Raw genomic sequence first — 18,950 nt, 5'->3', positions numbered from 1 at the left:
TTGGGGGTCTTTATAGGCCCTTTTCCATTGTGCGTACCGACACTACGACGCCCGAGGTTCCAGAGCGACTCTATGTGGGTATTAGGGCTGTTTCCGGGTGGACAGCCACAGTGTGTGAGCTGAGCGTTCTGTTCGTGTGGAGGACGTGTCCGGATCTTGTGACGGGCCGTGGGGCAAGGCCTTCCGGCGGTCACGCGCTCCACTTTCCCTCTGCGGTGCCGCCGATTGGTTCATTCCTCGATTGTCCGACTATCGCTTACCTTCTCGACACGCCCGTGACATACCGGAGGCGCCTTGCCCCTCCACTCCGCTCCACCTGTTCTGAGCTGGGAAAATGGCGGCGAAACCCGTCGTTAAGAGCCGCGGAATCAGTTGACGGTGGAGAGAAGTGGAGTATGGTGGTGCGCAGTGGAGGGCAGGGGCCACAGCGCCAGGTGCTCCGCTAGGCACGGGAGGTGAGGCCGATGTTCCTCGGCACCCACTACCCGCGCCTCGATGACAAGGGACGGCTGTTCCTGCCGGCGAAGTACCGTGAGGAGCTGGCGGAGGGTCTGGTGATCACCAAAGGCCAGGAGCGCTGCCTCTACGTTTTCCCCGTAGAGGAGTTCCAGCGCATAACCGAGGCTCTGCGCACAGCGCCGGTGACCGCCAAGGCGGTCCGTGACTACAGCCGCGTCTTCTTCGCGAGCGCCTCCGACGAGGTCGCCGACAAACAGGGCCGGGTCACCGTCCCGCAGGCCCTGCGCGACTACGCCGGACTCAGCCGTGACTGCGCCGTCATCGGCGCCAACACCCGGCTGGAGATCTGGGACGCCCAGGTCTGGGACAAGTACCTGGCCGACCAGGAACAGGCATTCTCCGACCTGTCGGAGGAGGTGCTGCCAGGGATTCTGTGACTGCACGGTCGACTCATCGGTGAAAACGTCGTTCGGCGAGGTCTCCACCCGCAACCACATGTTCGTCAGCTGATGCACCTTCCCCGGTGTCAGGTGGCGACGGAAAGCGGGTGCGGATGGGGACCTGGCCGGACGGCCCCCGGGGGTGGGAGCCAGGAGAAAGACACCGATGGGCGTCCGCCGCGTGACCGCGCGGGAGACGCGGCGAGAGGGGGGTTGGCGCTTCATGCGCGCCGAAGACGACAAGAGGGATTCCCAGGGCCGGGGCGGCCATGTTCCCGTGATGCTCGACCGGGTGCTTGAGCTGCTGGCGCCCGCGCTCTCCGGACCCGGCGCCGTCGTGGTCGACGCCAACCTCGGCCTCGGCGGTCACGCGGAGGCACTGCTCGCGGCCCACCCCGCGCTGCACCTGGTCGGAATCGACCGGGACCCCACCGCCATCGAACGCTCCACCGCCAGGCTCGCGCCGTACGCCGACAGGATCACGCTGGTCAAGGCCATCTCCGACGAGCTGGCCGAAGTGCTGGCCGACCTCGGGCGCCCCCGGGTCAACGGGGTGCTGTTCGACCTGGGTGTCTCCTCTCCTCAGCTCGACGAGGCCGAGCGCGGCTTCGCCTACTCCTACGACGCGCCGCTGGACATGCGGATGGACGGGGGGCAGGAGCTGACCGCGGAGATCGTGGTCAACACCTACCCGATCCCCGAGCTGATCCGGATTCTCCGGGATTACGGCGAGGAGCGATTCGCCCCGCGTGTCGCGCACCTAATCGGCAAGGAACGGGCCAAGGAGGCCATAACGTCGACTAAGCGGCTTGCGGAGATTGTCCGTGAGGCCATCCCCGCCGCCACTCGACGAACCGGGGGCAACCCCGCCAAAAGGACCTTCCAAGCGTTGCGGATCGAGGTGAACGCGGAGTTGACGGCACTGGAACGCGCCCTCCCCGCGTCGCTCGACGCGCTGACGCTCGGCGGGCGCGTGGTCGTGCTCGCCTACCACTCCCTTGAGGACCGGCTGACCAAACGGGTCCTCGCGGCGCGGACCAAGGAGACGGGCCCTCCAGGGCTGCCCGTCCCGCTGCCGGCTCACCAGCCGCGGTTCGCCCTCCTGACAAGGGGAGCCGAGCTCCCGAGCGAAGAGGAGGTCGCCCGCAACCCGCGGGCCGCCTCCGCCCGGTGCCGGGCGGCAGAGAGGATTCGTGAGGCAGTTGACGAGGAGTGAGCAAGACGTCCGCCGCGGTGCACCGGTCCGCGGCGGGCGGCCCACGCGCGTTCCCCGCACGACGCCCCAGGTGCGCAGGACGCGTCCGTCCAGGAACGTTCCCGCGACGGCAGCGGCGGGGGCGGCCAAACCGTCCGCGGCCCGCGGGCGGAAGGCGCCGCGCACGCCGTTCGTGCTGCTCGTCATCGGCCTGCTCTGCGGTGGCCTGGTCAGCCTCCAGCTGCTGAACACGATCCTCAACCAGGACTCCTTCAGGGCCACCGAGCTGCGTAACGGCAACAACCAGCTCCGCCAGAAGAAGGAGTCGCTCAAGCACCAGAACGCCCTGATGGACACCCCGGAGTGGCTCGCGGGCAACGCCGAGAAGCAGGGACTCGAACCCGACTGGGACAACCCGAACGTCATGGTCCCCGGCCGCCCCACTCCGGGAACGCCCAAGGAGGGCGCCCCGGTGGGGGCCGCGGGGGAGAGCCCCGTGGGCGCCGCCGGAAACGACGGCCAGACGCCCGCGGGGCAGGAGCGAGCGCCGGGCACGGGCCGGTGAGAGAGGCCGGCGGGCGGGGTCCGAGACCCGGCAGAGGCGGCTCGGGCGGCGGTTCCGCCGGAAACCCGGGCCGCAGGGGACCGGGCGGGCCGGGCCGTACCGGCAGACCCTCGGGCCAGGACGGCGCGGGGAAGCCGGGGCCGCAGGGCCGCCCTCCCCGCCAGGACGGGCAGGGTGAGCCCGGCCGCCCCCGGCGCCCGGAGGGACAGGGCGGCCACGACGGCGGCAGGCAGCAGGGTTCAGGACGGCCAGGCGCCCCCGGCCGTAAGGACGGTACGGGCAGGCCACGCCCCGACGGCTCGACCGGCAGGCCGGGCGGTGCGGCACGGCAGGGCGGGCAGGGAGCCCAGGGTGGCTCCGGCAGGCAGGGCCGCCCGGAGGGCGCATCGGGCAGGCCGGGTGTTCCCGGTAAGCAGGGCGGTTCCAAGGGCGCTTCCCCGAACAGGGGCACCGGGTCCCAGCCGGCGGGCAGGCCGCGTCAGGAACGGCCGGCGGCCGGCCGGGGCGGACCTCAGAGTGGGTCTGCGGGCAGGCCCGCGAACGGGCAGCCGGGCCGTCCGCGCCAGGGAACCCCCCAGGACGGCTCCACACGGGGCGGCAGGCCGGCGGGCCCCAGAACGACCGGGTCACGGGCGGAGGCCCCTCCCCCCGGGCAGGCACGCCAGGCGCGCCGGACGCCGGCGTCCGGGCCGGGGCCGGTGGGCGGCGGCCCCGCGCGACCGAGGGCGGCGGGGCAGGCACGCGCGGAGGCACCGGGCAGACCGGGCCCGCCGCGAGGCCCCAGGCCTCCGCGACCCTCACCCTTCTCCCAGATGGTCCAGGGGCTCGTCTCCAGAGCCGGCTGGACGGGTGATCCCGGCTCCGGCAGGGGCAGGCCTCCGGCGCGTCCGCCGGCCGTACTGCGCCTGGGCAACCCGGGACGGCGGATCAGCATCGGCCTGATCGGGATGACCTTCGTGCTGTCCATCTTCGCCGGGCGGCTGATCCAGCTCCAGGGCCTCGACTCCAAGGTCTACGCGGCCAAGGCGGCCGAGCGGATCAGGCCGGAGAAGCTGCCCGCACGGCGTGGGGCGATCACCGATGTCAACGGCCACGAACTCGCGCTGACCCTGGAGGCGCGCGAGATCTTCGTCGACCCCGGCGTGGTGACCACCCCGCAGCAGCGCGACCGGGTGGCCACGGCCCTGGCCGCGGAACTCAGTGTGCCCAAAGAGCAGATCATGGCGAAGTTCGCCGCGGGCGGCCGCTACCAGCAGGTGGCGGCGGCGGTCGACCCCGTCGTCGCCCAGCGGATCATGGACCGTGACTTCAAGGGCGTCGGCAGCAAGCACCGTTACCGGCGCGACTACCCGGGCGGTAACCTCGCGGGCACCCTGCTGGGCTTCATCGGCGCCGACGGCAGCGGCCTGAGCGGGCTGGAGAGCACCTACAACAAACTGCTCGCGGGCCGTGACGGGGAGCAACTCGTCGAGACGGGTGCCGGGGGGCAGCGCATCCCGATGACCGGCAGCACGTTGCAGACGCCGGTGGACGGCGGGAGCGTGCGCCTGACCATCGACCGCGACATCCAGTGGGCCGCGCAGAAGGCCATCGCCGACCAGGTCAAGGCCGTCGGCGCGCGCACGGGCAGCGCCATCGTCCTGGACGCGCAGAGCGGGCACGTGCTCGCCATGGCCAACGCGCCCGAGCTCGACCTGAAGAACTGGCAGAAGACCGCTCCGGAGGACTGGGTCAACCGCTCGGTGACGGACGTGTTCGAGCCGGGCAGCACCAACAAGGTCATCACGGCCGCGGCCGCCCTGGAGTCCGGGGCGGTCAACCCGGACAGCGTGTTCTCGGTCAGGGACAACATCCGCTGCGCCGACCAGGTGCTCAGGGACTCCCATCCGCACCCGGTCGAGCGGCTGACCTTCTCCGGTGTCGTGGCCACTTCGAGCAACGTCGGCACGATCCTGGCCGCGCAGAAGGTCGGCGACCAGAAGCTCTACGAGATGCTGAAGCGCTTCGGCTTCGGCACCAGGCCGGGCACCGGCCTGCCGGGCGAGGAGGCGGGACTGCTGCCCGACTGGCGCAAGTGGTCGGGCAGCCAGCGCTGCACGGTCGCCTACGGCCAGGGCGTCTCGGTGACCGCGCTGCAGACCGCCAGCGTCTACCAGACCATCGCCAACGGCGGGGTACGCGTGACCCCGCAGATCGTGGCGGGGACGACCGGCGCAGAGGGCGCCTTCACCCCCGCCGCGCCCGCCGGGCGGACCCGGGTGATCGGGCAGGACACCGCGGCGCAGATCTCGGGCATGCTCGAGGCCGCCGTGAGCGAGGAGGGCACCGGTAACCTCGCCGCCATCGACGGTTACCGTGTGGCCGGTAAGACCGGTACCGCGATGCGCTATGACGCCAAATGTCAGGGCTACTGTGGATACACTGCGACATTCGTGGGCTTCGCCCCCGCGGACAAGCCCCGCCTGGTCGTTCTCGCGGTGGTCCAGGACCCCCACAGGGGGTACTACGGTGGGGAGATCGCCGCTCCCGTCTTCAAGAAAGTGATGACGTTCGCGTTGAAGAGCAAGAAGATCCCGCCGACCGGAACCAAGCCGCCCGCGGTGCGGATACGCGCCGGGGAATGAGCAGGGAAGGTACGCTCTCGCCGTGCGTTTCCCGTCGTCCATGCGACCTTCGAACAACTCATCCCGCCCGCTCTCGGGACTGGCGAGCCTGCTCGGCGTGCCCTCGGGCGCGTCACGGGCGCCGCTGGCCCCGGTCTCCGGGGTCACCATCGACTCGCGTCAGGTCCAGCGCGGCGATCTCTACGTGGCCCTGCCGGGAAACACCTCCCACGGCGCGGACTTCTCCGCGCAGGCTCTGGCCGCGGGAGCCTGCGCGATCCTGACCGACCCCGACGGGCGTGAGGCGGCGGCCGCGACCGGCCTGCCCGTCCTCGTCGTGCCGGATCCACGCGCCGTCCTCGGCAGGGTCGCCGCCTGGGTGTACGGCAGGCCCGCCGACGCCGTGACGGTCATCGGTGTGACCGGGACAAGCGGCAAGTCCACGATCGCCTTCATGCTGGAGGCGGGGCTGCGGGCCGCGGGCCACCGGGCGGGCCTGATCGGCGGCGTCGAGATCCACGCGGGCGAGCTGTGCCTCACCCCGAAGCTCACCACTCCCGAGGCCAGCGACCTGCAGGGATTGTTCGCCCTCATGCGGGAGCAGGGCGTGACGGCGGCGGCGATGGAGGTCTCAAGCCACGCCCTGGCGCTGGGCCGCGTCGACGGGGTCTTCTACGACGTCGCGCTGTTCACCAACCTGTCGCAGGACCATCTCGACTTCCACAAGGACCTCGACGACTACTTCGCCGCCAAGACCCGGCTCTTCACCCCGGAGATGAGCCGGGTGGGTGTCGTCAACATCGACGACGCCCACGGCCGGGAGCTCCTGGCCGTCGGCAAGATCCCGATGACCACCTTCTCCGCGTCGGGCGCGGCCGAGGCCGACTGGCGGGCCGTGGACGTCCGCCTGGACGCCGAGGGCAGCGCCTTCCGCGTGGTGGGCCCGGGAGGTGTCGAGGAGGAGGCGACGGTGGCCCTGCCGGGGCCGTTCAACGTCGCCAACGCGCTGGGCGCGATCGTCGCCCTCGTCGAGTCGGGGGCGCCGCTGCGCGCCGCGATCGCGGGCGTCGCGACGCTGACCGGGGTGCCGGGCCGGATGGAACGGGTGCCGGGCGGCGACGGTTTCCAGGCGATCGTCGACTACTCCCACAAACCCGGCGCGGTCGAGTCGGTGCTGAACGCCCTGCGCGAGGTCACCACGGGCAGGCTGACCGTGGTGCTCGGCTGCGGCGGTGACCGCGACAAGGGCAAACGGCCGATGATGGGGGAGGCGGCGGCCAGGCTCGCGGACGTGGCCATCCTCACCAGTGACAACCCGCGCTCCGAGGACCCGCTGCGGATCCTCGCCGAGATGCTGGACGGGGCCCTCGCCGTGTCCCCGCACGAACGCGCACATGTGATCATTGAGCCGGACCGGGCCGCCGCCATCGACCTCGCCGTCGCCGGGGCGGGCCACGGCGACGTCGTCGTCGTGGCGGGCAAGGGGCACGAACAGGGCCAGTACGTCGGGGACCAGGTGCTCCCGTTCGACGACAGGCGGGTCGTCGCCGACGCGATCGTCAGGCGACGCGACCGGCCCGGGCACGCAAGCACGTATGGAGAGTAGGGAAGACTCATCATGATCCCGTTGCCGCTGGCCAGGATCGCCGAGATCACCTCGGGCGCCCTCGCCGGCATGGCCGATCCCCGTGCCGTGGTGCGCGGCCCGGTCGTCATCGACTCCCGGGCCGTGGAGCCGGGGTCGCTGTTCGTGGCAATCAAGGGCACGCGGGCGGACGGGCACGACTTCGCAGCCGGGGCCGTCGAGGCGGGAGCCACCGCGGTTCTGGCCTCCAGGCCCGTCGACGCCCCCGCGGTCGTCGTCGGCGACATCCTGGCGGCGCTCGCCGCGCTGGCCACCGCCGTGGCCGCCGAGCTGCCGCTGGCCACCGTCATCGGCGTGACCGGGTCGGCGGGCAAGACCACGACCAAGGACCTGCTGGCCCGGCTCGCCGCCAGGCTCGGTCCGACGATCGCCCCCGTCGAGTCGTTCAACAACGAGATCGGCCACCCCCTGACCGTCATGAGGGCCGATGAGGAGACCCGTTACCTGGTGCTCGAACTCAGCGCCAGGCACGCGGGTCACATCGCGGACCTCGCCCGCATCGCGCCGCCCAGGATCGGTGTCGTCCTCAACGTCGGAACCGCCCACCTGGGCGTCTTCGGCGGCAAGGAGGCCATCGCGCAGGCCAAGGGTGAGCTGGTCGAGGCACTGCCCGCGGACGGCGTGGCCGTACTGAACGCCGACGACCCGCTGGTCGCCGGGATGGCCGGGCGCACCGCCGCCCGCGTCACCTGGTTCGGCAGGGGGCCGCGGGCGGCGGTGCGCGCCGAGGAGGTGACCCTCGACGAGCGGGGCCGTGCCCGTTTCACGCTGCGCACCCCGTCGGGGACCGCGCCGGTCGCCCTGCGTCTGTACGGCGAGCACGCAGTGGAGAACGCGCTGGCCGCCGCGGCCGTCGCCTACGAGCTCGGCCTGCCGGTCGCCGCCATCGCCGAGGAACTGTCAGAGGCCGAGCCGCGCAGCCGCTGGCGGATGGCGGTCAGCGACAGGCCGGACGGCGTCACCGTGATCAACGACGCCTACAACGCCAACCCCGACTCCATGCGCGCGGCCTTCGGCGCCCTGGACGCCCTGGCGGGCGGCAGGCGCAGGTTCGCGGTCATCGCCGCCCTGCGGGAGCTCGGTGAGGACGGCGACGCGCTGAACGCCGAGGTCGGGCGGATGGCCGCGAGCTCAGGTCTGGAGGCCCTGTTCGTGGTCGGCTCCGACGCCGCCCCGGTCCTGGCAGGCGCGGCGTCCGTCACGGACGCGCCCGAGGCGGGGGCACCACCGGGGGCACCTCGGCAGGCGCTGCCGGGAAGACCGACCAGAGTCGTTCACGTGGCCGACGTCGAGGAGGCCTCGGCCGGGCTTGAGGCGCTGCTCACCCCAGGGGACGTGGTGCTGATCAAGGGGCCGCGCGTCACCGGCCTCGAACGCGTCGCGCAGGCCCTGACCGGGGGTGAGCGCCAATGATGGAGATCCTCATCGCGGCGGCGGTCGGACTGCTGCTGTCGATGTTCGGCACTCCGCTGGCGATCCGTCTGTTCTCCAGGCGAGGCTACGGCCAGAGCATCCGTGAGGAGGGGCCCTCCGGCCACCACGACAAGCGCGGCACGCCGACCATGGGCGGAACCGTCATCGTGATCGCGGCGCTGCTCGGCTTCACCTGCGCCCACCTGTACAGCAGGACCCTGCCGACCCCCTCCGCGAGCCTGGTGCTGTTCCTGATGACGGGCCTGGGCGCGGTCGGTTTCCTCGACGACTTCATCAAGATCTACAAGCAGCGCAGCCTCGGCCTGCGCAGCGGCGCCAAGGCCCTGGGCCAGCTCATCGTCGGCGCCGTCTTCGCGATCCTGGTGACCCGCTTCCCCGACGGCCACCTGATCACCCCGGCCGACACCCGCGTGTCGTTCCTGCGGGACTTCGGGCCCTCCATCGGCATCGTCGGGTTCACGATCTGGGTGCTCATCATGATCGTGGGCTTCTCGAACGCGGTGAACCTCACCGACGGCCTGGACGGCCTGGCCAGCGGCGCGACCGGCGTCGTGCTCGCCTCCTACGTCCTGATCGGCAACTGGCAGCTGCGCAACAACTGCACCACCCAGCTCGGTCCCAACTGCTACTGGGTCCGTGATCCGCTGGACGTGGCCGTCGTCGCGGCGGCCGTGCTCGGCGCGTTGCTGGGCTTCCTGTGGTGGAACGCCCCGCCCGCCAAGATCTTCATGGGCGACACCGGGTCGCTGGCGCTGGGCGGTGTGATCGCGGGCCTGGCCATCACCACCCGCACCCAGCTCCTGCTGATCATCCTGGCCGGTATGTGCGTGCTCATCACCCTGTCGGTGATCATCCAGGTGGGTTCGTTCAAGATGACGGGTAAACGCGTCTTCAGAATGGCCCCTCTCCAGCACCACTTCGAGTTGTCCGGCTGGGCCGAGACGACCATCGTGGTCCGTTTCTGGCTCATCGCGGCCCTGTGCGCCGCCGCCGGTCTCGGGCTGTTCTACGTGGAATGGATGCCGAAGCAGTGATGATCTGCGTCGCCGGACTCGGCGTCTCGGGCGCCGCCGCCGCCCGTGCCATGGCCGCCAGGGGAGAGAAGGTGGTCGTCGTCGAGAGCGGCGACGGTGAACGGGTCAGGAAGACCGCGGCCGAGCTGGCCGAGGCGGGCGTCGAGGTCCGCCTCGGCGCCTCCACGCAGGAGCTTCCCGAAGGCACCGGCCTGGTGGTCACCACCGGCTGGCCGCCGGGTCACCCGTTGATGCTCGCCGCGGCGCGGGCGGGCGTCGAGGTCGTCAGCGAGGTCGAGCTGGCCTGGCGGCTGCGGCCCGAGGGCGCCGCGCCGTGGCTGGCGCTGACCGGCACCAACGGCAAGACCACCGCGGTCAGGATGCTCACCTCGATGCTGAAGGCCGCCGGGCACCGGGCGCTGGCCGTCGGCAACGTCGGCACCCCCGTCGTCGAGGCGGTCACCGGCCCCTGGGACGTACTGGCGGTCGAGTTGTCCAGCTTCCAGCTGCACCGTTCGCCGGGTCTGGCCCCGCACGCCGCGGCCCTGCTCAACGTCGCCCCCGACCACATCGACTGGCACGGCTCCCTTGAGGAGTACGCCAGGGTCAAGGGGGAGATCTTCGCCAGGGCGGGCACGGTCGTCTACAACGCCGACGACGACTGGCCCGCCCGGCTGGCGCTGCCGTACCTGGGGGAGGGGCGGGCGGTGGGGTTCACCCTCGGCGTGCCGGGACCGGGACAGGTCGGGGTGGTCGAGGACCTGCTCGTCGACCGGGCCTTCGTGGCCGACCCGGTCCGTGCGGCCGAGGAACTCGCCTCCCTGTCCGACGTCAGGCCCTTCGCGCCGCACAATGTGGCCAACGCCCTGGCCGCCGCAGCGCTGGCCAGGTCCTACGGGGTCCCCCCCGAGGCCGTACGGCGGGGCCTGCTGGACTTCGTCCCCGACCCGCACAGGATCGCGCACGTCGCCCGGGTCGGCGAGGTCGACTACGTGGACGACTCCAAGGCGACCAACCCGCACGCCGCCGCGGCCTCCCTGGCCGCCTACCCGTCGATCGTCTGGGTCGCCGGAGGGCAGCTCAAGGGCGCCGAGGTGGACGACCTGGTACGGCGGGCCGCCCCCCGTCTGCGTGGCGCGGTGCTGCTGGGTGCCGACCGTGAGCGAATTCGTCAGGCTCTGGCGCGACACGCCGAGAATGTTCCGGTGGTTGAGGTGGCGGGGCAAGACACTGGGGTCATGGACCGCGTCGTCACCGAAGCCGCCAGGCTCGCAGCCCCCGGGGACACCGTGCTGCTGGCTCCGGCGGGAGCCTCCCTCGACATGTTCGCCGGCTACCCAGCGAGGGGGGAGGCGTTCGCGCGGGCCGTACACCGGCTCGCGGACGGACGTGACGGCGGGCCGGAGTGAGCACCGCGGCGCAGGAGGACGTCGGGCGCCGCAGGACCGCGCGCCGCGCGGAGGCCGGGGGGACGGCGAGGACTCACGAGCACCTGACCGCCTTCCGTGAGCTGCTCAACCGTCCCCTGACCTCCTACTATCTGATCCTCGGCTGCAGTGCGCTGCTGCTGGCCCTGGGTCTGATGATGGTGCTCTCCGCGTCGAGCATCGAGGCCATGCAGGAGATGGGGAGCCCGTTCTACTGGTTCTTCAAGCAGTCGATCTCGGTCGGCCTCGGCATCCCGCTCATGTGGATCTGCTCGCTGCTGCCCCAGCGGTTCTTCAGGCTCGCCGGATACCCGTTGATGGTCCTGTCGGTGCTCGCGCTGGTCCTGGTGCTGTTCGTCGGCACCTCCCAGCTCGGCGCGCAGCGCTGGATCGACCTGGGCCCCGTCTATCTGCAGCCCTCGGAGCCGGCCAAGCTGGGACTGCTGCTGTGGGGCGCCGACCTGCTGGCCCGCAAGGCGCGGGGCGGGATGATCGAGTGGCGCAACCTGTTCATCCCGCTGATGCCGGGCACCGTGATCCTGGCCGTCATGGTCATGCTGGGCAGCGACCTCGGTACCACGCTGGTGCTGCTGTTGATCTTCCTGTCGCTGCTGTGGGTGGTCGGCGCCCCGCTGCGGCTGTTCGGCGGCGTACTGGCGGTCGCCTCGCTCGCGACCGTCATCATGATCAGCACCGAGGGCTACCGCTCGGACCGCATCGAGGGCTGGCTCAACCCGTGGGCCAACGCGCAGACGACCGGCTACCAGGCGGTCCAGGGACAGATCGCGATCGGCAGCGGCGGCTGGTTCGGGCTGGGACTCGGGTCGAGCAGGGCGAAGTGGGGCAGACTCCCGCACGCGGAGAGCGACTTCATCTTCTCCATCCTCGGTGAGGAACTCGGCCTGATGGGCACCCTCGTGGTGATCGCCCTGTTCGGTCTGCTCGGCTACGCGGGACTGCGGGTGGCGACCAGGGTCAAGGACCCCTTCGTCCGTCTGGCCTCCGCGGCCGCCGTCGCCTGGATCGCCGGGCAGGCGATCGTGAACATCGGGGCGGTCATCGGGGTGCTGCCCATCACCGGCATCCCGTTGCCCCTGGTGTCCTACGGAGGGTCGGCGCTTCTGCCGACCCTGGCCGCCCTCGGCATGCTGCTCTCCTTCGCCAAACAGGAACCCGGAGCGCGCGAGGCTCTCGCCCTGCGTGGCCCCGGACCGGTTGCGCGGGGCCTAAGCTGGCTTGGCCTGGGTGGTCCGGCGCGGAAACGACGGCCGGCCCGAGAGAGACGATAAGTGAAAGGACCGACATGAGGGTGGTCCTCGCAGGCGGCGGGACGGCCGGACACATCGAACCGGCGCTGGCTCTGGCCGACGCGCTGCGCCAACTGGACCCGAACATCGGGATCACCTGCCTCGGCACCGAGCGCGGCCTGGAGACCAGGCTGGTGCCCGCCCGGGGCTACGAGCTACAGCTCGTGCCCGCCGTCCCGCTGCCCAGGGCCCTCACGCCCCAGCTGCTCACCGTGCCGGGACGCCTGGCCGGGGCCATCAACACGGCCGCGAGCATCATGGAGCGGGTCCAGGCCGACGTGCTGGTCGGCTTCGGCGGTTACGTGGCGACCCCCGCCTACCTGGGGGCGCGCAGACGTGGTGTGCCGATCGTGGTCCACGAGGCCAACCCGAGGCCGGGCCTGGCCAACCGGCTGGGCGCCCGGCTCACCGACCACGTGTTCACCGGGCACCCGAACACGCCGCTGCCCAAGGCGCAGCACGTGGGCATCCCGCTTCGCCGGGAGATCGTGGGGCTGGACCGGCTCTCCATGGGGGACAAGGCGCGTTCCTGGTTCGGTCTTGAGGCCGACCTGCCGACGCTGCTGGTCACCGGCGGCTCGCAGGGCGCGCGGTCCCTCAACGGGGCCGCCCTGGGCGCCGCCGCCGCGCTGCGCCGGGCGGGGGTGCAGGTGCTGCACGTCATCGGCCCGAAGAACACACTGGAGTACGAGCCGCCTCGCGGTGACCCGCAGTACGTCGTGCTGCAGTACGTCGACCGGATGGACCTGGCCTACGCGGCGGCCGACTTCGCGTTGTGCCGGAGCGGCGCGATGACCTGCGCCGAGCTGACCGCCGTCGGCCTGCCCGCGGCCTACATCCCGCTTCCGCACGGCAACGGCGAGCAGCGGCTCAACGCCGAGCCGATCGTGCAGGCGGGTGGTGGTCTCATGGTCGACGACGCGGACCTGTCGCCGGAGTGGATCATCCAGAACGTGCTGCCGATCCTGTCCGACCCCGAGCGCGTGGTCGCCATGTCGGAGGCCGCGGTGCGGATGGGCCGCAAGGACGCCGACGTGACGCTCGCCCGCAGGGTGCTGCAGATCGCGGCAGAGGCGAAGCGGTGAGCCGGGAGCGAGCGGGAGTGACCCATGGGCGGGAACGAGCCCGGCGGAGTGAGCGAGCGGGGGGAGTGACCCATGGGAGGGGAACGAGCCCGGCGGAGTGAGTGGAGTGGTCGGCTGAGGGACGAGGCCGGCCGCGGAGTGAGCGAGCGGGGGGAGCGGTTCATGGCGGGAAGGCGGGTCCTCGAAGGGCGGGAACGCCCGCGCGGCGGACGAGGAGGGGCGGACGAGCGATGAGCCTGGTCAAACTGGTCGACCCGGTCGCGGCCGAGGATCTCGGCCGGGTGCACTTCATCGGGATCGGCGGCGCGGGGATGTCCGGCATCGCCCGCATCCTGCTCAAGCGCGGCGTGCCCGTCTCGGGCAGCGACTCGCGCGGCTCGGAGCTGGTGACCGAGCTGCGCGAGCTGGGCGGCAGGATCCACATCGGTCACGCCGCCTCGCACATCAAGAACGTCGACACCGTCGTGGTCTCGACCGCGATCCGCGACTCCAACCCCGAACTCGGCGAGGCGCTGCGGCAGGGGTTGCGGGTGATCCCCAGGGCCGCCGCGCTGGCCTCCGTCATGGCGGGCCGTACCGGGATCGCCGTCGCGGGGACCCACGGCAAGACCACCACGACCTCGATGCTCACGGTCGCGCTGCAGAAGTGCGGCACCGACCCGTCCTACTGCGTCGGCGGCCAGCTGGTGACCACCGGTCTCGGCGCGGACGAGGGCGCGGGCGGGGTGTTCGTCGCAGAGGCCGACGAGAGCGACGGCTCCTTCCTCATGCTGGCCCCCGACATCGCGGTGGTGACCAACGTCGAGCCGGATCACCTGGACAACTACGGCGACCCCAGGGCGGTGTACGACAGCTTCGCCAGGTTCACCGAGCGGGTAGGACGATCGATGATCGTCTGTGCCGACGACCCCGGCTCGGCGGCCCTCATCCCCATCGCCCGCGCACGCGGCCTGAAGGTGACCACGTACGGCGTGGCGGAGGAGGCGGACCTCAGGATCACCGATGTCGTCCCCGACGGTCTGGGCGTGTGCTTCACGATCGTCGGCCACGGGGAGGTCAGGCTCTCGGTCCCGGGCCGTCACAACGCGCTCAACGCCGCGGCGGCCGTCGCGGTCGCGGCGGAGCTCGGGGTGTCCTTCGACGAGATCCGGGACGGGCTGGCCGCCTTCACCGGGGCCAAGCGCCGTTTCGAGGCCAAGGGCGAGGCGGGGGGAGTGGCGGTCTTCGACAGCTACGCCCACCACCCGACCGAGCTGGCGGCCGACCTGCGGGCGGCGCGTGACGTCGTGGCGTCCTTCTCCGGTTCGGGGCGGGTGATCGCGGTCTTCCAGCCCCACCTCTACTCGCGCACCAGGTTCTTCGCCGACGAGTTCGGCGTCGCCCTCGGCCTGGCCGACGAGGCGGTCGTCCTGGACGTCTACGGCGCCCGCGAGGATCCGGAACCGGGTGTCTCCGGCGCCATGGTCGCGGAAAGGGTGCCGCTCCCCGGGGAACAGGTGGTCTACGCGCCGCAGCGGGAGAGCGTCCCCGCCCTGGTCGCCGGGCGTGCCAGGCCGGGCGACATCGTGCTCACCATGGGAGCCGGTGACGTGACCGAACTCGGCCCCCTGATCGTGGCGGAGCTGGCCGTACGGTGACCCGGGCCGGGGGGCGGGACGGGGTGAGGCGGTGAACGGCGTGTGGCGGCCCGCCTTCCTGGCGCTGCTCACGGCGGGGGTGGTCGGCAGCGCCGCCTGGCTGGTGTTCCTCTCCCCTGTCCTGGGGGTGCGGGACATCCAGGTGGTCGGCAACCTGACCGTCCCCGCCGAGCAGATCCGGCAGGCGACGGGGGTGGCCGACGGCGCGCCGCTGGCCACCGTCGACGTGGCCGAGGTCACGGGCAGGCTCAGGCGGATCAGGCAGATCGAGTCGGCCTCGGTCAGCCGGGACTGGCCGGGCACCCTGAGGGTGAAGGTGGTCGAGCGCGAGCCGGTGGCGGCGATCCCGGTCGGCGGGAAGTTCGCGGTCGTGGACCGGCACGGCGTGGTCACCGAGGTCGCGGCCACCAGGCCGCCGATGCTTCCGCTGCTGCGGGTCGACCGTCCGCAGACGGGCGACCCGGCCACGTTGGCCGCGCTGAGCGTCATAGGCGCGCTGCCGCCGAGTCTGGCCCCGAGGGTGGCGGAGGTTCTCGCGCCCTCGCCGGAGACGGTCTCGCTGCGCCTCAAGGACGGCAGGGAGGTCGTGTGGGGAGGCCCCGACCGTCCGGCCGACAAGGCGGACATCCTCCTCACGCTGCTGAAACGTCCTGCCGACAGCTACGACGTGAGCTCCCCGGACGTCGTGACGGTGAAGTGATCCACGGCAGGACGGGCCTTCCGGGAAAAGGACGGCCCGCGACACGCCGGACACGCCTTGCGGCGCGGTTAGTTGACCCACCTGGAGGCAACTCCTACTGTCCGTATCACTCCTCAGGTTGACATAAATCTAAATCTCAACTTGAGGGTGAGGGTTTTGGAAACGACGGCACGGGCCCCGTGCCGCATGAAATGGCAAGTCAACGAGCGGAAAGGCCCCTCGTCGTGGCAGCACCGCAGAACTACCTCGCGGTCATCAAGGTTGTAGGAATCGGCGGAGGCGGAGTCAACGCCGTCAACCGGATGATCGAGGAGGGACTCAAGGGCGTCGAGTTCATCGCCATCAATACCGACGCCCAGGCGCTGCTGATGAGTGACGCCGACGTCAAGCTCGACGTCGGACGCGAACTCACCCGCGGCCTCGGCGCGGGGGCCAACCCCGAAGTCGGGCGCAAGGCGGCCGAGGACCACCGTGAGGAGATCGAAGAGGTCATCAAGGGCGCCGACATGGTGTTCGTCACCGCCGGAGAGGGCGGTGGCACGGGCACGGGCGGCGCTCCGGTCGTGGCCAACATCGCGCGCTCCCTCGGCGCGCTGACCATCGGTGTGGTGACCCGGCCCTTCAGCTTCGAGGGCAGGCGCCGGGCGATGCAGGCCGAGGCGGGCATCGAGACGCTCCGCGAGGAGGTCGACACCCTCATCGTGATCCCCAACGACCGGTTGCTGTCGATCTCCGACCGGCAGGTGAGCGTGCTCGACGCCTTCAAGGCGGCCGACCAGGTGCTGCTCTCGGGTGTCCAGGGCATCACCGACCTGATCACCACCCCCGGTCTGATCAACCTGGACTTCGCCGACGTGAAGTCGGTCATGTCCGGGGCGGGCTCGGCCCTGATGGGCATCGGGCACGCGCGTGGCGACGACCGGTCGGTCGCGGCGGCGGAGATGGCCGTCTCCAGCCCGCTGCTTGAGGCCAGCATCGACGGCGCGCACGGTGTGCTGCTGTCGATCGCGGGCGGCTCCGACCTCGGTCTCTTCGAGATCAACGAGGCGGCCCAGCTCGTCTCGAACGCGGCGGCGCCCGACGCCAACATCATCTTCGGTACGGTCATCGACGACGCCCTGGGTGACGAGGTGCGTGTCACGGTGATCGCGGCCGGGTTCGACGAGCCCGTGGCGGAGGACAAGAAGGAGGCCGCGGCGCAGCCACCGCCGCGTCAGCAGCCCCAGGCACGCCCGGCCCAGGCCTCCCCGCCTCCCTCCGTGGGCGTGCAGATGCGCCCGCCCGCGCCGACGGTGAAGGCCGAGCCCAGGGTGGAGCCGAGGGCCGAGCAGCCCGCCGCCCAGGTCAGGCCGGTGGTCAGCACGCCCCCACCGCCTCCGCCGCCCGTCGTGGAGACCCCGCCGCACCACACGCCCCAGCCGGTCCAGCACGCTCTCCACACGCCGCCCGCGGCTGAGCAGGCCGAGCCGCCCAGGGCGGAGGAGCCTCTCACCCCGCCGGTGTCGATCCCGCGTCCGGCGCCCGAGCCGCCTCAGCCGACCCCGATCTCCGCCAGGGTCCCCGACCCCGCCAGGCGGCGTCAGGTGGTCTTCGAGGAGCAGGAGGAGGAGCTCGACGTCCCCGACTTCCTGAAGTGACATTGCTCACGGCCAGGCGGGCGACGGGCCACCTGGCCGTGGCGGGAAGAATGGGCTCCGCCGGTTTCCCAGCGTTCGAGCGGCGGAGATGTGACGGAGACAACACGACGTGACGAGATCGCGGCCGGGATGGCCGTGGTCGAGGCGACCATCACCGAGGCCTGCAAGGCCGCGGGCCGTACCCGCGAGGAGTTGACGCTCGTCGCGGTGAGCAAGACCTACCCCGCCTCCGACGTGCGCCTGCTGGCGTCGCTCGGGGTGCGGAACGTGGGGGAGAACCGTGACCAGGAGGCCTCCGCCAAGGCCCGCGAGTGTGCGGACCTTGGGCTGACCTGGCACTTCATCGGTCAGTTGCAGACCAACAAGGTCCGTTCCGTGGTCGGCTACGCGGACGTCGTCCACTCGGTCGACCGCCCACGCCTGGTGACCGCGCTCAGCCACGAGGCGGTCCGGGCGGGCAGGGAGATCACATGTCTGGTGCAGGTGGCCCTGGACGACGACCCGGGGCGAGGCGGGGTCGTTCCCGCCCAGGTCACGACCCTGGCGGACGCCGTCGCAGAGGCCGGGGGGATACGCCTCGGCGGGGTGATGGCCGTGGCACCGCTGGGGCAGGAGCCCGGCAGGGCGTTCGCGAGGCTTCGGGAGATCGCGGAGGCCGTACGGGCGGACCACCCGGAGGCGGTCGTCATCTCCGCGGGGATGAGCGGTGATCTGGCGGAGGCCGTCGCGAACGGCGCGACACACCTGCGTGTCGGTACGGCGTTGCTCGGTCGTAGAAAGCCCTTCGTCAGGTAATGTCCCTCCAAGTGGACCTTGGCGTCCACATGCCCACACAGAGGTCGTTCGGTGGTGAGCTCCAAGGGGGTGCGGCTACCGCCCCAGACAGGTCGAGGTAAGGCGGAGGAAGAAGTAGCGATGGCCGGCGCGATGCGCAAGATGGCGGTCTACCTCGGTCTTGTCGAGGACGACCGTTATGAGAGGTACGACAGCTATCCCGACGACGAGTACGAGGATTTCGAAGACTCGCGCAGACCCGGCGAGGAGAGGCCTGGCACGGTCCACGACCGTGAGGACGAGACCGACCCGGGGGTTCCCGCCCCGAGGCCCTCGACGGCCGTTCTGGAGCGCCGTACGACCGATCTGGCACGCATCACCACGCTTCATCCCAGGACCTACAACGAGGCCCGTACGATCGGTGAGCATTTCCGCGACGGTACTCCGGTCATCATGAATTTGACCGAGATGGTTGACAGTGACGCGAAGCGCCTTGTGGATTTCGCGGCAGGTCTTGTCTTTGGCCTACACGGCAGCATTGAACGTGTTACCAACAAGGTGTTCCTGCTGTCCCCTGCCAATGTCGAGGTGACCGCTGAGGACAAGGCTCGAATAGCGGAACGCGGGTTCTTCAACCAGAGCTAGAGTTCCACCATGAACAGTTACCGGCCGGACGGGTCCGTACGAGACCGGGGGCGGCGGAGCAGCGGAATGGAGGTGGGTACGGGCCGTGGGGATCATTAGCGAGATCGTGGTCGCCGTCCTGTCCCTCTACCTGGTTCTGCTGATCGGCAGGATCGTGCTTGAGATGGTGCAGTCGTTCGCCCGCCAGTGGCGTCCCACCGGGGTCGTCCTGGTCCTGGCGGAAGTCGTGTACACACTGACTGACCCACCCCTCAAGTTCCTCCGACGTTTCATTCCACCACTCCGGTTGGGTACGGTGGCCTTTGACCTAAGCTTCACCATGCTGTTCATTGGGGTCTTGGGCTTGATCCAACTCGTGTCCGCGCTTCGTTGATCGGGTACCGT

At 71.1% G+C, this 18,950-nt stretch carries 16 protein-coding genes; all 16 read left to right on the top strand.

Translation table 11 applies throughout. The annotated features are described in order from the left end of the window. Positions 1-464 precede the first annotated feature (464 nt). The 16 genes from mraZ (at position 465) to ABZ470_RS33975 (ending at position 18,939) form a co-directional block, all read left to right on the top strand. Positions 465-896: a division/cell wall cluster transcriptional repressor MraZ gene (gene mraZ / locus ABZ470_RS34050; protein WP_362916555.1), complete on the top strand. Its 432-nt coding sequence runs from the start codon at positions 465-467 to the stop codon at positions 894-896. A 226-nt stretch (positions 897-1,122) separates the two neighbouring features. Next, positions 1,123-2,115: a 16S rRNA (cytosine(1402)-N(4))-methyltransferase RsmH gene (gene rsmH / locus ABZ470_RS34045; RefSeq protein WP_362916553.1), complete on the top strand. Its 993-nt coding sequence runs from the start codon at positions 1,123-1,125 to the stop codon at positions 2,113-2,115. A 70-nt stretch (positions 2,116-2,185) separates the two neighbouring features. Then, positions 2,186-2,659, top strand: a complete 474-nt coding sequence (locus ABZ470_RS34040) for a hypothetical protein (protein ID WP_362916551.1) — start codon at positions 2,186-2,188, stop codon at positions 2,657-2,659. Positions 2,660-3,471: 812 nt separating this feature from the next. Further along, positions 3,472-5,283, top strand: a complete 1,812-nt coding sequence (locus tag ABZ470_RS34035; protein ID WP_352008997.1) for a penicillin-binding protein 2 — start codon at positions 3,472-3,474, stop codon at positions 5,281-5,283. Between the two features lie 40 nt (positions 5,284-5,323). Beyond that, on the top strand, positions 5,324-6,868 hold the full coding sequence (locus ABZ470_RS34030) for a UDP-N-acetylmuramoyl-L-alanyl-D-glutamate--2,6-diaminopimelate ligase (protein ID WP_362916594.1): 1,545 nt from the start codon (positions 5,324-5,326) through the stop codon (positions 6,866-6,868). A gap of 12 nt (positions 6,869-6,880) precedes the next feature. Then, positions 6,881-8,320 carry a UDP-N-acetylmuramoyl-tripeptide--D-alanyl-D-alanine ligase gene (murF, locus tag ABZ470_RS34025; protein WP_362916549.1) on the top strand — a complete coding sequence of 480 codons (1,440 nt, stop codon included), beginning with the start codon at positions 6,881-6,883 and terminating at the stop codon, positions 8,318-8,320. After that, positions 8,317-9,375 (top strand): phospho-N-acetylmuramoyl-pentapeptide-transferase, encoded by a 1,059-nt coding sequence (gene mraY, locus ABZ470_RS34020; protein ID WP_352008999.1) that lies wholly within the window; start codon positions 8,317-8,319, stop codon positions 9,373-9,375. The genes murF and mraY overlap by 4 nt, the downstream gene beginning before the upstream one ends. Continuing rightward, positions 9,357-10,763 (top strand): UDP-N-acetylmuramoyl-L-alanine--D-glutamate ligase, encoded by a 1,407-nt coding sequence (murD, locus tag ABZ470_RS34015; protein ID WP_362916547.1) that lies wholly within the window; start codon positions 9,357-9,359, stop codon positions 10,761-10,763. The genes mraY and murD overlap by 19 nt, the downstream gene beginning before the upstream one ends. Beyond that, positions 10,760-12,070, top strand: a complete 1,311-nt coding sequence (ftsW, locus tag ABZ470_RS34010; RefSeq protein WP_352009001.1) for a putative lipid II flippase FtsW — start codon at positions 10,760-10,762, stop codon at positions 12,068-12,070. The genes murD and ftsW overlap by 4 nt, the downstream gene beginning before the upstream one ends. A gap of 14 nt (positions 12,071-12,084) precedes the next feature. After that, entirely contained in the window at positions 12,085-13,173 is a 1,089-nt protein-coding gene (gene murG / locus ABZ470_RS34005; RefSeq protein ID WP_352009002.1) for an undecaprenyldiphospho-muramoylpentapeptide beta-N-acetylglucosaminyltransferase, read from the top strand. Between the two features lie 230 nt (positions 13,174-13,403). Next, the gene (gene murC / locus ABZ470_RS34000) at positions 13,404-14,810 is read left to right on the top strand and encodes a UDP-N-acetylmuramate--L-alanine ligase (RefSeq protein ID WP_352009003.1); all 1,407 of its coding nucleotides are present in this window, start codon (positions 13,404-13,406) and stop codon (positions 14,808-14,810) included. 31 nt (positions 14,811-14,841) lie between these two features. Then, on the top strand, positions 14,842-15,510 hold the full coding sequence (locus ABZ470_RS33995) for an FtsQ-type POTRA domain-containing protein (protein WP_362916545.1): 669 nt from the start codon (positions 14,842-14,844) through the stop codon (positions 15,508-15,510). A gap of 224 nt (positions 15,511-15,734) precedes the next feature. Further along, positions 15,735-17,147: a cell division protein FtsZ gene (gene ftsZ, locus ABZ470_RS33990; protein WP_362916543.1), complete on the top strand. Its 1,413-nt coding sequence runs from the start codon at positions 15,735-15,737 to the stop codon at positions 17,145-17,147. A 129-nt stretch (positions 17,148-17,276) separates the two neighbouring features. Next, positions 17,277-17,942, top strand: a complete 666-nt coding sequence (locus ABZ470_RS33985) for a YggS family pyridoxal phosphate-dependent enzyme (RefSeq protein ID WP_352009459.1) — start codon at positions 17,277-17,279, stop codon at positions 17,940-17,942. Between the two features lie 120 nt (positions 17,943-18,062). Continuing rightward, the gene (locus tag ABZ470_RS33980) at positions 18,063-18,566 is read left to right on the top strand and encodes a cell division protein SepF (RefSeq protein ID WP_352009006.1); all 504 of its coding nucleotides are present in this window, start codon (positions 18,063-18,065) and stop codon (positions 18,564-18,566) included. Positions 18,567-18,651: 85 nt separating this feature from the next. Continuing rightward, a complete protein-coding gene (locus ABZ470_RS33975; protein ID WP_352009007.1) occupies positions 18,652-18,939 on the top strand; it encodes a YggT family protein in 288 nt (95 codons plus the stop codon). Positions 18,940-18,950 lie beyond the last annotated feature (11 nt).

The sequence above is a fragment of the Streptosporangium sp. NPDC020072 genome, from assembly GCF_040631445.1.
GTDB lineage: Bacteria > Actinomycetota > Actinomycetes > Streptosporangiales > Streptosporangiaceae > Streptosporangium.
This window is presented reverse-complemented; position numbering and strand designations above follow the sequence as displayed.

Excerpts from the sequence above, each read along its gene's own strand:
- ABZ470_RS33980 (WP_352009006.1), top strand. The coding sequence starts at position 18,063 with ATGGCCGGCGCGATGCGCAAGATGGCGGTCTACCTCGGTCTTGTCGAG.
- ABZ470_RS34035 (WP_352008997.1), top strand. The coding sequence starts at position 3,472 with ATGGTCCAGGGGCTCGTCTCCAGAGCCGGCTGGACGGGTGATCCCGGC.
- murF (WP_362916549.1), top strand. The coding sequence starts at position 6,881 with ATGATCCCGTTGCCGCTGGCCAGGATCGCCGAGATCACCTCGGGCGCC.
- murG (WP_352009002.1), top strand. The coding sequence starts at position 12,085 with ATGAGGGTGGTCCTCGCAGGCGGCGGGACGGCCGGACACATCGAACCG.
- ABZ470_RS34030 (WP_362916594.1), top strand. The coding sequence starts at position 5,324 with ATGCGACCTTCGAACAACTCATCCCGCCCGCTCTCGGGACTGGCGAGC.
- mraZ (WP_362916555.1), top strand. The coding sequence starts at position 465 with ATGTTCCTCGGCACCCACTACCCGCGCCTCGATGACAAGGGACGGCTG.
- mraY (WP_352008999.1), top strand. The coding sequence starts at position 8,317 with ATGATGGAGATCCTCATCGCGGCGGCGGTCGGACTGCTGCTGTCGATG.
- murC (WP_352009003.1), top strand. The coding sequence starts at position 13,404 with ATGAGCCTGGTCAAACTGGTCGACCCGGTCGCGGCCGAGGATCTCGGC.
- ABZ470_RS33985 (WP_352009459.1), top strand. The coding sequence starts at position 17,277 with ATGGCCGTGGTCGAGGCGACCATCACCGAGGCCTGCAAGGCCGCGGGC.
- murD (WP_362916547.1), top strand. The coding sequence starts at position 9,357 with ATGGATGCCGAAGCAGTGATGATCTGCGTCGCCGGACTCGGCGTCTCG.
- rsmH (WP_362916553.1), top strand. The coding sequence starts at position 1,123 with ATGCGCGCCGAAGACGACAAGAGGGATTCCCAGGGCCGGGGCGGCCAT.